Annotated in this window: 13 protein-coding genes; 6 read left to right on the top strand and 7 right to left on the bottom strand. The window is 69.9% G+C overall.

Annotated features, from left to right (window positions below; translation table 11 throughout):
* Window positions 1-4: 4 nt before the first annotated feature.
* The gene (locus AVR91_RS37800) at window positions 5-2,830 is read left to right on the top strand and encodes a BREX system ATP-binding domain-containing protein (RefSeq protein WP_063276134.1); all 2,826 of its coding nucleotides are present in this window, start codon (window positions 5-7) and stop codon (window positions 2,828-2,830) included.
* A 33-nt stretch (window positions 2,831-2,863) separates the two neighbouring features.
* Window positions 2,864-3,955 carry a dimethylsulfone monooxygenase SfnG gene (sfnG, locus tag AVR91_RS37795; protein WP_063276133.1) on the top strand — a complete coding sequence of 364 codons (1,092 nt, stop codon included), beginning with the start codon at window positions 2,864-2,866 and terminating at the stop codon, window positions 3,953-3,955.
* Window positions 3,956-3,973: 18 nt separating this feature from the next.
* Here sfnG and AVR91_RS37790 read toward each other — a convergent pair whose 3' ends face one another.
* The 4 genes from AVR91_RS37790 to AVR91_RS37775 all read right to left on the bottom strand — a co-directional run bounded on the left by AVR91_RS37790 (window position 3,974) and on the right by AVR91_RS37775 (window position 8,505).
* Entirely contained in the window at window positions 3,974-5,710 is a 1,737-nt protein-coding gene (locus tag AVR91_RS37790) for a hypothetical protein (protein ID WP_063276132.1), read from the bottom strand.
* A 113-nt stretch (window positions 5,711-5,823) separates the two neighbouring features.
* A complete protein-coding gene (locus tag AVR91_RS37785) occupies window positions 5,824-6,933 on the bottom strand; it encodes a bifunctional RNase H/acid phosphatase (RefSeq protein ID WP_172843526.1) in 1,110 nt (369 codons plus the stop codon).
* Window positions 6,930-7,667, bottom strand: a complete 738-nt coding sequence (locus tag AVR91_RS37780; protein ID WP_063276131.1) for a zinc ribbon domain-containing protein — start codon at window positions 7,665-7,667, stop codon at window positions 6,930-6,932. The genes AVR91_RS37785 and AVR91_RS37780 overlap by 4 nt, the downstream gene beginning before the upstream one ends.
* A gap of 16 nt (window positions 7,668-7,683) precedes the next feature.
* A complete protein-coding gene (locus tag AVR91_RS37775) occupies window positions 7,684-8,505 on the bottom strand; it encodes a Nif3-like dinuclear metal center hexameric protein (RefSeq protein ID WP_016331562.1) in 822 nt (273 codons plus the stop codon).
* A 31-nt stretch (window positions 8,506-8,536) separates the two neighbouring features.
* Here AVR91_RS37775 and AVR91_RS37770 point away from each other — a divergent pair, with 31 nt between their 5' ends.
* Window positions 8,537-9,091 (top strand): chorismate mutase, encoded by a 555-nt coding sequence (locus AVR91_RS37770; protein ID WP_063276130.1) that lies wholly within the window; start codon window positions 8,537-8,539, stop codon window positions 9,089-9,091.
* A gap of 174 nt (window positions 9,092-9,265) precedes the next feature.
* Here AVR91_RS37770 and AVR91_RS37765 read toward each other — a convergent pair whose 3' ends face one another.
* On the bottom strand, window positions 9,266-9,586 hold the full coding sequence (locus tag AVR91_RS37765; protein WP_063276129.1) for a hypothetical protein: 321 nt from the start codon (window positions 9,584-9,586) through the stop codon (window positions 9,266-9,268).
* A gap of 130 nt (window positions 9,587-9,716) precedes the next feature.
* Between AVR91_RS37765 and AVR91_RS37760 the strand changes: the two genes are divergently transcribed.
* Genes AVR91_RS37760 through AVR91_RS37750 form a run of 3 tightly spaced genes read left to right on the top strand, consistent with a single transcriptional unit; the run spans window position 9,717 to window position 11,689 of the window.
* Window positions 9,717-10,178, top strand: a complete 462-nt coding sequence (locus tag AVR91_RS37760) for a low molecular weight protein-tyrosine-phosphatase (RefSeq protein WP_037331995.1) — start codon at window positions 9,717-9,719, stop codon at window positions 10,176-10,178.
* Between the two features lie 23 nt (window positions 10,179-10,201).
* Complete coding sequence (locus AVR91_RS37755; RefSeq protein WP_063276128.1) at window positions 10,202-11,023, top strand: SURF1 family cytochrome oxidase biogenesis protein; 822 nt, start codon at window positions 10,202-10,204, stop codon at window positions 11,021-11,023.
* Window positions 11,024-11,077: 54 nt separating this feature from the next.
* Entirely contained in the window at window positions 11,078-11,689 is a 612-nt protein-coding gene (locus AVR91_RS37750; protein ID WP_063276127.1) for an FMN-binding negative transcriptional regulator, read from the top strand.
* A 346-nt stretch (window positions 11,690-12,035) separates the two neighbouring features.
* Here AVR91_RS37750 and AVR91_RS37745 read toward each other — a convergent pair whose 3' ends face one another.
* Window positions 12,036-12,989, bottom strand: coding sequence for a cobalamin biosynthesis protein CobD/CbiB (locus AVR91_RS37745; protein ID WP_211282815.1), 954 nt, complete (start codon window positions 12,987-12,989; stop codon window positions 12,036-12,038).
* Between the two features lie 38 nt (window positions 12,990-13,027).
* Complete coding sequence (locus tag AVR91_RS37740; protein ID WP_016331555.1) at window positions 13,028-13,723, bottom strand: FadR/GntR family transcriptional regulator; 696 nt, start codon at window positions 13,721-13,723, stop codon at window positions 13,028-13,030.
* Window positions 13,724-13,764 lie beyond the last annotated feature (41 nt).

The raw sequence follows: 13,764 nt of genomic DNA, 5'->3' as shown, positions 1-13,764 counted from the left end.
TACGGTGCATACCGAAGTAAATCCCGAGAGTCCCTTCGGCGGGCCTTCGGTACCGAAGCGCCGCGCCGCCGGGTTACTGGGTCGAGACGGCGAACTCGACACGATCACCGGCCTGTGCCGCGCCGCCCGGCAGGGCCGCGCCGTCAGCGCGGTGGTGGTCGGCGAGTTCGGGATGGGCAAGTCGTCGATGCTCACCGCGGCCGGTGAGCTCGCCGAAGCGGCCGGATTCACCGTCGCGATCGCCACCGCGTCCCGGCTGGAAACCCATCTGACCGGCGGTGTCGGCCGTCAGCTGGTCGAAGGGCTCACCCACGCGCCCGCCGAACCCGGATCGCCGCGGCCGCGCACGCCGCACGCGACCGAAATCCTGCCGGATCACCCGCCCCGTACCGAACGGGAACAGACGGAGGCGCTCGACGCCTTCTTCCACACCGTCCGCCACGCCGCCGAACAGGGACCGGTCTTCCTCGGCATCGACAACATCCACCTCGCCGACCCGTGGTCGATGCGCTGTCTCGCCTACATCCGGCACCGGGTCGAGCATTTGCCGGTGCTGGTCGTGCTGACCTCGTTGATCGGGCACTTGCAGACCGGCGAGGTCGCCCTGCTGGAGATGTCCGGCTGCACCCCGGCGACCATCCGGTTGCGCGGGCTCGGGACCCGGCACGTCGCCGAGTTCCTCCGGGTCTCCGTCGGGCGGTTCGCCGAGGAATGCCGCGAGGTCACCGGCGGCAACCCGTTCCTGCTCGGCGCGCTGCGCCGCCGCCTGGTCCCGGGGATGGATCCGGCCACCGCGGGGTCGGCGATGATCGGCGAGGTGCTGCGGGTCCGCATGCACGAGTACACCGCCGCGCCGAAGGTGCTCGAAGCCGTCGCGATCCTCGGCGAGGACGCGAGTTTCGACCTGCTGGCACAGCTGGCCGGGGTCGACGAGAGCACGGCGCTGGAGGCCATCGACACGATGGTGCGGGTGCACCTGCTGACCAACAGCCACCGGCCGTCGCTGACGTACCGGTTCGTCCGCAACTCGGTGCTCGCCGACATGCCGCTCACCACCAGGGCCGTCACGCAGGCACGGGCGGCGCGGCTCCTGCACGACGCGGGTGCCGCGCCGGAACGGGTCGGCGTCCATCTCCTGGAGGCGACCGCGATCAGGATCCCGTGGGCGGTCGACGTCCTGCGGCTGGCCGCGCGGCATTCGGTGGTCGAGGGCGACCCGGAGCTGTCCGTCCGGTTCCTCTCGCGCGCGCTCGAAGAACGGCTCAGCGAACGCAAGCGGATGGCGATCCTGCTCCAGCTCGCGCACGCGGAATTCCACTGCGACCAGGATTCGGCGCCGGCCAGGGTGCGCGAGGCCATCGACCACATCGACGACCGGGAAACCGCGGCCTTCGTCGCGACGGCCATGATCCTTTCGCTGTGCTGCGGCCCGGACGCGCGGCTGGCGATCAACTCCGCCGGCCAGTTCGCCGCGCGGCTCGACGCGGGCGGACGCGACGCCGTCTGGCCGCTGCTGTGCATGACCTATCTCGCCGAAGCCGGCAGCAGGCTCGGGCCACCGCCGGACTTCCGCGACTTCGAACAGCAATGGGCGCCGCTGAACGATCCCGCCGCGCAACAGAGCCGATCCGGCCTGCTCGCGCTCGACACGGTGCGCGACGGGAAGTCGTCGGCGAACGCCGTCCGGCATTTCGGGGAGGCGTTGTCCGGAGAGCAGCCCGAACTGTTCGAACAGCCGTATTTCTTCACGCTCGCGACGGCCGCGCTCGCCGACGAACCCGCGCTCACCGACAAGCTCTGCCAGGTGCTCGACACCAAACGCCTGCCGTGGGACTTCCACGTGCCGAAAGGCGCCCTCGCCACCCTCGCCCGCGGGATCGCCCTGCAGGCGGGCGGCGACCTGGTGCGCGCGAGTGTCCACTTCGAATCGCTGGTGCGGCAGTTCGACGAGCGCGGGGTCACCAGCCGATGCCCGATCGCGGTGCTGTGCGCGGCGAGACTGATCGAGGTCTCGGTCGACCTCGGCCGCCACGATGTCGCGAAAACCCTGCTTGACCGGATCGATTTCGGTGCCACACAAGCACTTTTCACGCACAACTACCTGCTCTACGCCCGCGGGAGGCTCCGTGCGGCCACCGGTGAACCGGAGCTCGGCTACGAAGACCTGCGTGGCTGCGGCCGCCGTCTCGAGCACCACGGCATGCGTTTCCCCGGCTTCGCCCCTTGGCGGGCGCACGCCGCCCGCACCGCGCTGGCGCTCGGCCGCACCGACGCGGCGGCCCGGCTCGCCGAGGAGGATCTCGAAGCCGCGGAACGCTGGGGAGCGCCGAGGATCCTCGGCGGCGCGCTGACCACGGCCGGTCTCGTCCGCGAGGACGAAGAGGGCGAACGCCTGCTCATCAGGGCTGTCGACGTCCTCGGCGGGTCGACCGCGAAACTCGCGCTGGCCGAGGCGCTGACCGAACTCGGCGTGCTGCAGGCCCGGCACGGGCAGGCCGAGAAGGCGGTCGGCACGCTGCGGATGGCCGCGCAATCGAGCAAGCACTGCGGGGCGCGGCCGCTCGCGCGGCGGGCCGCCGAGGCGCTGCGGGACGCGCGGACGAGTCTCGCCACGGCGAAGGACAACGAACACGGGCTCACCAAACAGGAATACCGCGTCGCGCTGATGGCGTCACAAGGTCTCACCAACCGGGAGATCGCCGAAGCACTGCACCTGACCCGCCGCACCGTCGAACTGCATTTGTCCGGCGCCTACCGGAAACTGGGGATCACCGGGCGCACCGAATTGAGTTCCGCGCTCGGGCGGTCCCAGCGCGTGGACGCCGATTGACGGTTTCCGGGGATGGCGGGTTCACTCCGCCACATGCCGGAAATCGCATCCGAACCACTCAAATTCGCCTATTGGGTCCCCAATGTGAGCGGCGGTCTGGTCACCAGCGACATCGAGCAGCGCACCGACTGGGGCCACGAGTACAACCGCGATCTCGCCGTCCTCGCGGAGAACAGCGGCTTCGAATACGCGCTGAGCCAGGTCCGCTACACGGCCAGCTACGGTGCCGCCTACCAGCACGAATCGACCGGATTCAGCCTCGCGCTGCTGCTCGCGACGCAGCGGCTGAAGGTGATCGCGGCCGTCCATCCCGGACTGTGGCATCCCGGCGTGCTCGCGAAGTTCATCGCGAGCGCGGACGTGATCTCCGGCGGGCGCGCGGCGGTCAACGTGGTCAGCGGCTGGTTCAAGGACGAATTCACGAACCTCGGTGAACCATGGCTGGAACACGACGAACGGTACCGTCGCTCGGAAGAATTCATTCGCGTGCTGAAGGAACTCTGGACGAACGACCACGCCGAATTCACCGGCGATTTCTACCGGATCCACGATTTCGACATCAAGCCCAAACCGGTCGGGCGGCCGCATCCGGAGATCTTCCAGGGCGGCAACTCCACCGCGGCGAGGAAGCTCGCGGGCCGGGTCTCCGACTGGTACTTCAGCAACGGCAAGGACTTCGACGGGTTCAGCGAGCAGGTCGAGGAAGTCCGGGGCTACGCGGCCGCGAACGACCACACCGTCCACTTCGGGCTCAACGGCTTCGTGATCGCGCGGGAGACCGAGAGCGAGGCGAAGGCCGTGCTGCGCGAGATCGTCGAGAAGGCGAACACCGAGGCCGTCGAAGGCTTCCGCGGCGCCGTCAAGCAGGCGGGAAGCTCCACATCGGACAAGAAGGGGATGTGGGCCGACTCGGAGTTCAAGGATCTGGTGCAGTACAACGACGGCTTCCGCACCGGGCTGATCGGCACGCCGGAGCAGATCGCGGACCGGGCCATCGAGTACAAGAAGCGCGGGGCGAACCTGCTTTTGCTCGGCTTCCTGCACTACCTGGAGGACGTCGAGCACTTCGGGAAGCACGTGCTGCCCGTCATCCGGGAGAAGGAGGCGGCCCTCGACCGCGTTTAGTCCTCTGAATGCGGTCGTTTACGGGAGGTAGACGGTCTGGCCCGGGTGCATGGTCGGGCCGCAGTCCTTGAGCGGCCCGCCGAAGCGCGCCTTCTCGACATCCGGCATGGTCTTCGCGGCGTAGTCCCGCACGGCCTTCAGCTTCTCGGGACTGGAGACGGCGTCCTTGCGCACGAAGTCGCCGTTGCGCGGTCCACTACCCGGGTACACGAAGATCGGCTCGTAGTCGCGGTCGACCCGCGGGTCGACGGTGATGCCGTTGCCCGCGGCCCACGGGCCCCACGAGTGGATGAAGGTCGGCTTGACCTTGTCGAACACGTAGTCGCGCAGCCCCGGCAGGTCGCCCTTCTTGAGGAAGTCCGCGACGTCCGCCTCGACCAGCCCGGCCATGTCGACCAGGTGCAGGCGGCTGGTCATCGACGAGCCGCCGAGGTCCGGCAGCAGCAGCGACGCCTGCTGCAGGCCCAGGATGTCGGCCATGGTGTTGAAGCCGCGGCCGAAGCGGTCGGCGATCAGGCACGCGGGCACCGTCGGGACCTCTTGGAACTTCTTCGAGGCCGACGCGAAGCCCATCCCGGACGGGATCGCGGCCGCCACCAGCACGAGCACCACGACGATCCGCAGCACCGCCCGGGAGCGGCGCATCAGTTCGCCGGCGGCCAGCGTCCCCGCCAGCACGGAGAGGATCCAGATCGGGGTGGCGAACCGGTGCTGGCCCATCCAGTCCGGGACCATCACGCCGTACGCGATGATGCCCAGCGCCAGCGGCACCAGCAGTGCGATCAGCGCGCGCCGCCATTCCGCGCGGACCAGCGCGTACCCGATGGTCAGCGCCAGCAGGATCGTGCCGGCGACACCGGCGTAGCCGACCAGCTCGAACGGCTGCTTCAGCGCCGAAAGGCCGGGTAGGCCCTGCCCCTTCGCGATGGACGGGTTCGCCAGCAGCCTGCCGAACTCCGCGATCCGCCAGGCGAGGTACGCCCCGAACGGGATCGCGAACGCGACCACGGACACCACGACGAGTTTGATGCTCTGCCCCAGCAACGGCTTCCGCAGCTGGAACAGGACGACGAGCGGGTACGCACCACCGTAGATCAGGCCTTCGGGGCGGGTCAGCGCGGCGAACGCGACCAGGATCCCGGACCAGACGGCGACCTTCGCGGTGAGCACGGTGTCCTTGCGCACGGCCACGAACAGCAGCACGGCGAGCCAGGCGACGGCCATCCCGAACAGCGAGTTCTCCAGGCCGGAGATCGTCCAGATGACGAACGACGGGATCGCGGCCAGCGTCAGCCCGACGACCAGCGTCGCCAGCCACGCGAAGCGCGCGAAGATCTGCTTCGCCGCGATGTGGCAGGCGGCCAGCGTCCCGGCGGTGAACAGCAGCCCCAGCAGTTTCGGGAACAGCACGTAGTCGGGAAGGCCGAACAGCATGCCGCTGTCGAAGACGCCGACGAGCTTGCCGAGCACCAGCGCCACCAGCCACGTCGAGTTCGACCAGCCCTCGACCGACGGCTGCCCTTGCTGCAGGACCGGCCCGAGGCCGTCGGCGAAGCTGCGCGCGTAGGAGAAGGTGATGGCCGCGTCGTCGACGATCCAGTGGCCGTAGAGGGTGGCGTGCCAGGCGACGGCCGCCACCCCGGCGAGAACCGCCAGGTACGGCGCGACACGGGCGGCCAAGCCACGACGGGCCGGCGTCTCCGCCGGGTCGGGCACGTCTTGTTCGGAAGCTTCGCTGAGTGCGCTCGCCGTCATGTCCCCGTCTTCGCCTTTTCGCTCACGTGCCGTCGCCCGAAACTGTAGCCAATACCCCATCGGCCGCCCGCGACACGTCATATCCAGGCGTGATCCGCGCCACAGTCTCCCTATCAGGAGAGATGCGAAATGTCGTTCACCAGCCGGACCGAGGCGTTGCCGTCCGGGTAGAACTCGACGATCGACAGCGACGCCAGGTCCAGATGCAGGCGGAACAGCAGCGACGGCCCGGCGTCCAGGCCCATCCGCAGCAGCGCCTTGATCGGCGTGACATGGCTGACCAGCACCAGCGTCCGGCCGCCGTACTTCGCGATCAGCTCGTCGCGGGCCTTGCGGACCCGGCGATGGACGCCGTCGAAACTCTCCCCGCCCGGCGCCGCGATCGAGGTGTCGGAAAGCCAGCTGGTCTGGAACTCGGGGTCGCGGTCCATGGCCTCTTTGAAGGTGAGGCCCTCCCACTCGCCGAAATCGGTCTCGATCAGCCCGGGGTGGGTCTCGACCCGGCCGCCGAGCGCGTCCGCGATCGCCTGCGCGGTCTGCTGGGTGCGGATCAGCGGCGAGGCGATGATCGGGGCCACCTCGCCGTCGACGACCAGGCCCTCCATCGCGCCGAGGCGTTTCGCGGCGGCGGCCGCCTGCTGCTTGCCATGCTCGGTGAGGGGCACGTCGCCGCGGCCGGAGTACCGCTTCTCGACCGACATCGCCGTCTGGCCGTGCCGCACGAGGAGCAGTTTGGTCGGGGTCCCGGTCGCGCCGGTCCAGCCGACGGGGCTGACCCTGTCCTGCTTCACGGTCTTCTTCGGCGCTTCCGCCTGTTTCCCCGCGTCCATCGCCTCGTTCGCGAGGCCGTCCGCGTGGGAGTTCTCCGCGCGCGGGATCCACTCGTAGCGCACGCGCGAGAACCGCGCCGCCAGCTCCTTGGCCTCGGCGTTCAGCGGCTGCATCGACGGGTGCTTGACCTTCCAGCGCCCGGACATCTGCTCCACCACGAGCTTCGAGTCCATCCGGACGTCCACTGTGGACGCTCCGAGCTCGGCGGCCGCGGCGAGCCCGGCGATCAGGCCGCCGTACTCGGCGACGTTGTTGGTCGCGATGCCGACGTAGGCCTTGCGCTCGGCGAGCACCTCGCCGGTGGCCGCGTCCTTGACGACCGCGCCGTATCCGGCGGGCCCCGGGTTGCCCCGCGAACCGCCGTCGGCCTCGACGAGCACGTGGTCGGTCACAGGCCGGACTCCAGCGTGCGCACCAGGATGGCGCCGCAGTTCTCGCACTGGATGACGTTGTCTTCCGGGGCCGCCTTGATCTCGGCGATTTCGCGGCGGTCGATGTCCAGCTGGCAGGCGCCGCAGCGGCGGGCACGCAGCAGCGCAGCGCCGATGCCCTTGTGCGCACGGACCCGCTCGTAGAGCTTCAGCAGGTCTTCCGGGAAGCGCGGCAGGAGCTTGGCGCGGTCTTCGTCGCGGCGTGCCTTCGTGGTGTCGAGGTCGGTGAAGTGCTCGTCGCGGCGGCTGACGGCTTCGGCGACCTCGCCCTCGGCCTTGGCGACCTCGGCGCTGGTGCGCTGGGCGTCGAGTTCGAGCGCCTCGCGGCGTTCCATCAGCTCCAGCAGGTCGTCCTCCAGCGCGGACTGACGACGGCTGAGGCTGTTCAGCTCGTGCTCGATGTCGGTCATCTGCTTCGCCGCGACGGAACCGGATTCGAGGAGTTTGCGGTCGCGGTCTCCGCGAGCGCGCACCGACTCGATCTCCTTCTCCTGGCGGGCGATCTCGCGGTCGAGGTCGGACGCCGCAGTCTGGACCGAGACCAGCGCGTCACGTCGTTCGCGCACCGTCTTCTCGCCCGCGTCGATCTCGGCGATCTCCGGCAGGGTGCGGCGACGGTGGGCGGTACGCGAGAGTTCCGCGTCCACCTTCGCGAGTTCGAGCAGCTGGCGCTGGACGGCGGGATCGGCCTTCACGGTGCTCCTTGGATTGTCAGTGCTCGGTTCGGGTGGCCCGTAGCGTCCACGGGTCGGTGCACCGCGTGGAGACGTGAACGTCGACGTTACCCGCAAACGCGGCACGGACGACGCCCGAGGCTTGCTCGCACCACGGCCACTCGCTCGCCCAGTGGGTGACGCCGACCAGGGCGGGGACTTCGGCGATGTCGGCGAGGTGCTCGCCGGCGGGATGATGCCGGAGATCGGCGGTGACGTACGCGTCGACCCCGGCGGCGGTGGCGCGCTTGAGATAGCTGTCGCCGGAACCGCCGGAAACGGCGACGCGACGGATCGGGCGGGCCGGATCGCCCGCGCCGTAGACCCCGGGCTCGGTGCGGGGCAAGGCGTTCGCGACGCGTTCGACGAAGGCGGAGAAGGGCTCGGGCGCGGGCAGCTCGCCGATGCGGCCGATGCCGGTGACCCCGTCTTCGCGGGGGTCGAGCGGGCCGAGGACGGTCAGGCCGATGGCGTCGGCGAGCGCGTCGGAGACGCCGGGGGACGCGGAATCGGCGTTGGTGTGCGCGCAGTACAGGGCGACGCCCGCGCGGATCAGTCGGTGCACGAGGCGCCCCTTCGTGCTGTCCGCCGGCACGCCGTGGACTCCGCGCAGCAGCAGCGGATGGTGCGCGACGATCAGCTGCGCGCCCCCGGCTATCGCCTCGTCGACGGTCTCGTCGACCGGGTCGACACAGAACAGGACCTTGTCCACGTGCTCGGCCGGGTCGCCGCAGACGAGCCCGACGGCGTCCCACGATTCGGCGAGTTCGGGCGGATACGCCTGCTCCAGGGCGGCGATGACTTCGGCTAGCGCGGGCACTCGGGGATTTTCGCATGTAGCGTTTCCGGGCATGCGACTTCGGGTGCTCTGTGCCGCTTCGCTCCTTCTCGTGGCGTTACCCGCGCCGGCGTCGGCGTCTCCGGGCCTCTGGGAACTGACCGACCTGGCCGCTCAGCGCGTGCAGATCGCCGACAAGGTCGCGGCCGCGAAGTTCGGCACGCCGTCGCCGATCGACGACCCGGTGCGCGAGCAGCAGATCCTCGACTCGGTGGCCGCGAAGGCGCCCGGCCTCGGCCTCGACCCGGCCGGGGTGGTGCGGTTCTTCCGCGACCAGATCGAGGCGAACAAGGTCGTGCAGCGCGGCCTGTACGCGCGGTGGACCGAGCACCCCGGCACGCGGCCGCCCGGACGACCCGATCTGGGGACCGAGGTGCGGCCGGTGATCGACCGGCTCAACGCGGGGCTGCTCACCGAACTCGCCTCGACGCGGGACGCACGGGCGCGGCGGTCGTGCGACGTGCGGCTCGCGGTCACGGTGCGGCTGGCCGACGCGCGGCGCGAGCTGGACCGGTTGCACTCCGGGGCGCTTTCGGAGTCCTTGCGGTCGGCGTGTTCACGCTCCTGACCTGCGGGTCGGGAGCAAGGGACCTTTGCTACCGCGTGGGGCTCCCGCATGTTGCGAAAGCCACTTTCGCAACGTTGAAGGTTGCGAAAGTGGCTTTCGCAACGTCCCGGGCAGACCTAACGCGAGCCGCTGACCTGCGAAAAGGAAGCAAGGGACCTTTGCTACCACCCCGGCTCAGTCCAGGGCCTTCGCATCCTTGCTGATCGCCCAGCGGCCGGCCGCGCGCATCACGCGCCCCGTCCACAGCACCGCGCGATAGGCCTTCGTCGTCTGGTCGGGAACGTCGGGCCGGACGACCTCGTACGGCGAGACGGACGCGCTCGACCGGAGGTGCAACGGCATCCTGGTCATCGCCTCTTTCGGCGATCTCGCCTGGACGAAGTGGTGCTCCGACAGGATCCGCCCGACCTCGTAGGGGTGCGGAAGCTTGACGGTGATGCGGTACCAGCGGAGCCCGGTTGCCGGCGACTCGACGCTGGGTGTTGGTGCGCTCATACGCGACCTTCCTGCGTGTTTCTCTCCAGGAGGTCTACTCCCGCTTCGTCCCGGCTTTCCAGCTTCGCGCGCCCGGTAGCCGTTCGGAGCCGGTGAGCGGTCGATCTCCACCGGCCTTCACACTGATCAGGTGCTGCACATCGTCTTCGTCTGTTCCGGCAACATCTGCCGTTCCCCGATGGCCGAGCTCGTCTTCCGCGCGAAGGCCGAGGAGGCGGGTCTCGATCACCTCGTGCAGGTGTCCAGCGCGGGCACCGGCGGCTGGCACGTGGGCGAGGCCGCGGACAAGCGGGCCCGCGCGAAGCTGGCCGAACACGGGTACCCGACCGGCCACGTCGCGGCCGAGGTCGACCGCGGGCATCTGGCCGCCGACCTGCTGCTCGCGGCGGACGAAGGGCACCTGTCGTTCCTCCGGCGCAAGGTGTCGGACCCGGCGAAGGTCCGCCTGCTGCGCGAGTTCGATCCGTCCGCGCCCGAGGGCGCCGAGGTCCCGGACCCGTACTACGGCGAGGACGACGGTTTCGAGGACGTCCTCGGCATGATCGAGCGAGCCGTTCCGGGCCTGCTCGACTGGGTGCGCGCACACGCCTGAGGCCGACCGCTTACCGTGGTGGGGTGCGGTTGAAGTTCCTGCTGAAGCCCGGGTGGCTGGCATTGACGTTGGTGGTGTTCACCTTCGCCATCACTTGCTTCACCCTGCTGGCGCCGTGGCAGTTCTCCCGCAACACCGAACGCGAGCACCAGAACGCGGCGCTGCGGGAGTCGTTCTCCGGGCAGCCGCGTTCGCTGGAGGAGCTGCTCCCCAACGGAGCCGTGCCTGATCAGCGCACCGAATGGCATCTGGTCGCGATGAAGGGCACGTACCTGCCCGAGGGCGAGGTCGTGGCCCGTCTGCGCTCCGTACAGGGCGAAGCGGCCTTCGAGGTCCTGACGCCGTTCCGGACCGTCGAAGGCACGATCGTGCTGGTCGACCGCGGATACGTCCGGCTCGACGACAAATCGCGCGCGCTCCCCTTCGCCCCGCCTCCCGCCGGAACTGTCGACATCGTCACGCGGGCACGTCACGATGAAAAGGACGGGAAGAACCGCGACGCCTTCGCCGACGAGTCGACCGGCGGGAAGCTTCAGAGCTACGTCGTCGATTCGCAGGTCGTCGCGCGGGCCGCGAAGCTCGACATCCGTCCGGGCTACTTCCAGCTCGACGTGAACCAGCCCGGCGTCCTGGGCGCGCTGCCACTGCCACAGACCGACGCCGGACCGTTCTTCTCCTACGCCCTGCAGTGGATCGCGTTCGGCGCGATGGCGCTGATGGGATGGCTGTACTTCACCATCCGCGAGCTGAAGCCGGGCGGCGCGCTTGCCACGGAGCGGCCGCAGCGGCGCAAGAGTGTCGCGGAGATGCTGGCCGAAGACGAACGCTCCGAAGTGGCCACCTGATTCGACCCGAAAATGGACCTTTCATAGGTCCATTTCTCGTGGTCCGCTTCGAGCATGCTGATTCACCCGTGGGACGCCGCCCACGACGACGCCGAATGGCGGGCCTGGCTCTCGACGCACGACTTCGGCCAGCTGATCGCCGGCGGCACGGGCCGTGACCTGCCGATCGTCAATCCGGTGCACTTCGCCTACGACGGCGACCGGACGGTCCTGCTGCACCTCGCGCGCCCCAACCCGGTCTGGCCGCTGCTGGAGGAACACCCGCGCGCGCTGCTCGCGGTGATCGACGACCACACCTACATCCGCTCCGGCTGGAACACCCCGGCCGACCCGCCGCACGGGGTGCCGACGTCGTACTACTCGTCGGTCCAGCTCGAATGCGACGTCCGGTTGATCGACGACGCCGCGGAGAAGGCCGCGCTCCTGGACCGGCAGCTCGCGCGTTTCGAGCCCGGTTCGGACAGGCTGGGGGTGAGCGCGACCGAGGCGCCGGACAAGCGGTTGCTCCCCGGCATCCGCGGGGTCGAACTGACCGTGACCGGGGTGCGGGCGAAGTTCAAGTTCGGCGGGAACAAGCAGCCTGCCGACCGATCACGGATCGACGCGGAGCTCGCGCGTCGCGACGGGCCGATGGACGCACGGGCGCGGGCGCAGCTGGCGCGGTAGCAAAGGTCCCTTGCTCCCTTTCCGCAGGTCAGCGGGTCAGGTGGTAGCAAAGGTCCCTTGCTCCCTTGCCCGTCACGCAGCCAGGATCACCCACGGCACCGTGTGGATTTTGGGACGTCAGATGTCCCAAAATCCACACGGTGCCCCCGGTGACAGCAAAGGTCCCTTGCTCCCGTCTCGGCGACTGTGTGGATTTCGGGTCACCCAACGCAACAAAACCCACACGGTCACCACCCGGAGTAGCGGGTGTGTGGAACCAGGGACACTCAACGTCCCTATTCCCACACACCCCCGCCCCAAGTGGTAGCAAAGGTCCCTTGCTCCCCTGCCGCCGGGAATCCGCAGTTCAGCGCCGTCGCCGCAGCCCGACGAGACCCGCCAGCACCACCGAGCTGAGCGCGCCCAGCCACCCGACCACCCGCGAGAGCTCCACGGCCCGCGTCACGTGCCCCGCGTCCGGGTTGCGCCCGATGCCGAGCACCGGCAGTTCCTCGACCCCGTGCGGGTACACCGTCCGCCCGCCGACGCGGATCTCCAGCGCCCCGGCGAAAGCGGCCTCGACGCGGCCGGCGTTCGGGCTCGGGTGCGCGGTGGTGTCCCGCCGCCACGCCCGCCACGCGCCGCCCGCCGAGCCGCCGACGACCGGGGCGGCGAGCACGGTCAGCCCGGCAGCGACCCGCGTGGGCACGAGATGGACGATTTCATCCAGCCGGGCGACGAGCCACCGGTATCGCTCGGGGCGCCCGCGGCCGATGCCGCGCAGCAGGCTGATCGCACGCGAGCCGAGCAGGCCGGGGACGCCGGCCAGCGCTCCCCACACCAGCGGCGCGATGACGACGTCCGCGGTGTTCTCGGCGAGGGTTTCCACCGAAGCACGCGAGAGGCCGATGACGCCGAGGTCGTCGGCGACCCGCGGATCCAGTGTGGACAGTGTGCCGCGCGCGGTCTCGAGTTCGCCTTCTTCGAGGTCCCGGGCCAGTGAGGTGCCGTGCGCGGCCAGTCCGGCGGCGCCGAGGACGGCCCAGGTGGTCACCGCGGTCGTGGTCGCCTGCAGGACGGGACTGCGCCGCCCCGCCCGCTCGGCGAGCACGCCCGCCAGCACGGCGGAGCCCGCGAGGCCGCCGGTCCACAGGACACCGGCCACCGGGTGTTTCGGCCGGACCTTCGCGTCCACCGCCGAAGCCGCCCTGGCGAACGCCGTCACCGGACGCCTCGACCGAGGGTCCCCGATCGCCCCGTCCGCGGCCACCCCCAACACCAAGCCGATCGCGCGCGCCGCGCTCACCGTCGCCCCCTGCATGCAGTATCCCTCGAAGACCTGCAGAGATTACTCGAAGATCATCCGTCCAGAAGGACGGCCATCTCGTCACGCGCCTGGATGACGATGTCCCGCATCGCGCGTTCGGCCCGGTCGGGGTCGCCGGCGTCGACGGCCACCGCGACCTCGACGTGCAGGGCGACGGCCTCGGGCTGCGGCTCCTCCGGCATCAGCCCGTGCCCGGTGCGCCCGGCGAGCACTTCGGCGACGACCGCCGAAAGCTGGGCGAACATCGGATTCCGCGACGAGGACAGCAGCAGATCGTGGAAAGCGACGTCGTGCCCGAGGAAGGTGTCGAGGTCCCGCCGGTGCGCCGTCTCCTCGAGCCGCTTCGCCAAAGCCCGGAGACGGCCGCCCTCCTCCGGCGTCGCCCGCAGCGCGGCGTAGCGGGCGGCGCACGGTTCCACACCGGAACGCAGTTCGGTCAGGGTGCGCAGCGCGGTCTTCCGCTCGGAGCCGTCGAGTTGCCAGCGGAGCAGCCTCGGGTCGTAATGGTTCCACTCGCTCGGCTCGCGCACGATCACCCCGACCCGGCGTTTGCTGCTGGTCAGGCACATCGTTTCGAGGACGCGCACCACCTCGCGCGCCACCGTGCGAGAGGCGCCGAACCGCTCTTGGAGCTCCTCCGAGCGCAGTACGGAGCCCGGCGGGAGCTCCCCGTTCGCGATCGCGGAGCCGAGCGCGTCGAGCACTTCGGCATGCCTGTCGTTGCCCACCAGGCGACTCTAACGTTCTGACTCGATTAAGTAGTACTTGA

This window comes from Amycolatopsis keratiniphila subsp. keratiniphila (assembly GCF_001620365.2).
GTDB classification, from domain to species: domain Bacteria; phylum Actinomycetota; class Actinomycetes; order Mycobacteriales; family Pseudonocardiaceae; genus Amycolatopsis; species Amycolatopsis keratiniphila.
The sequence above is the reverse complement of the archived record's forward strand: the minus strand, read 5'-3'. Positions and strand labels throughout refer to the sequence as shown.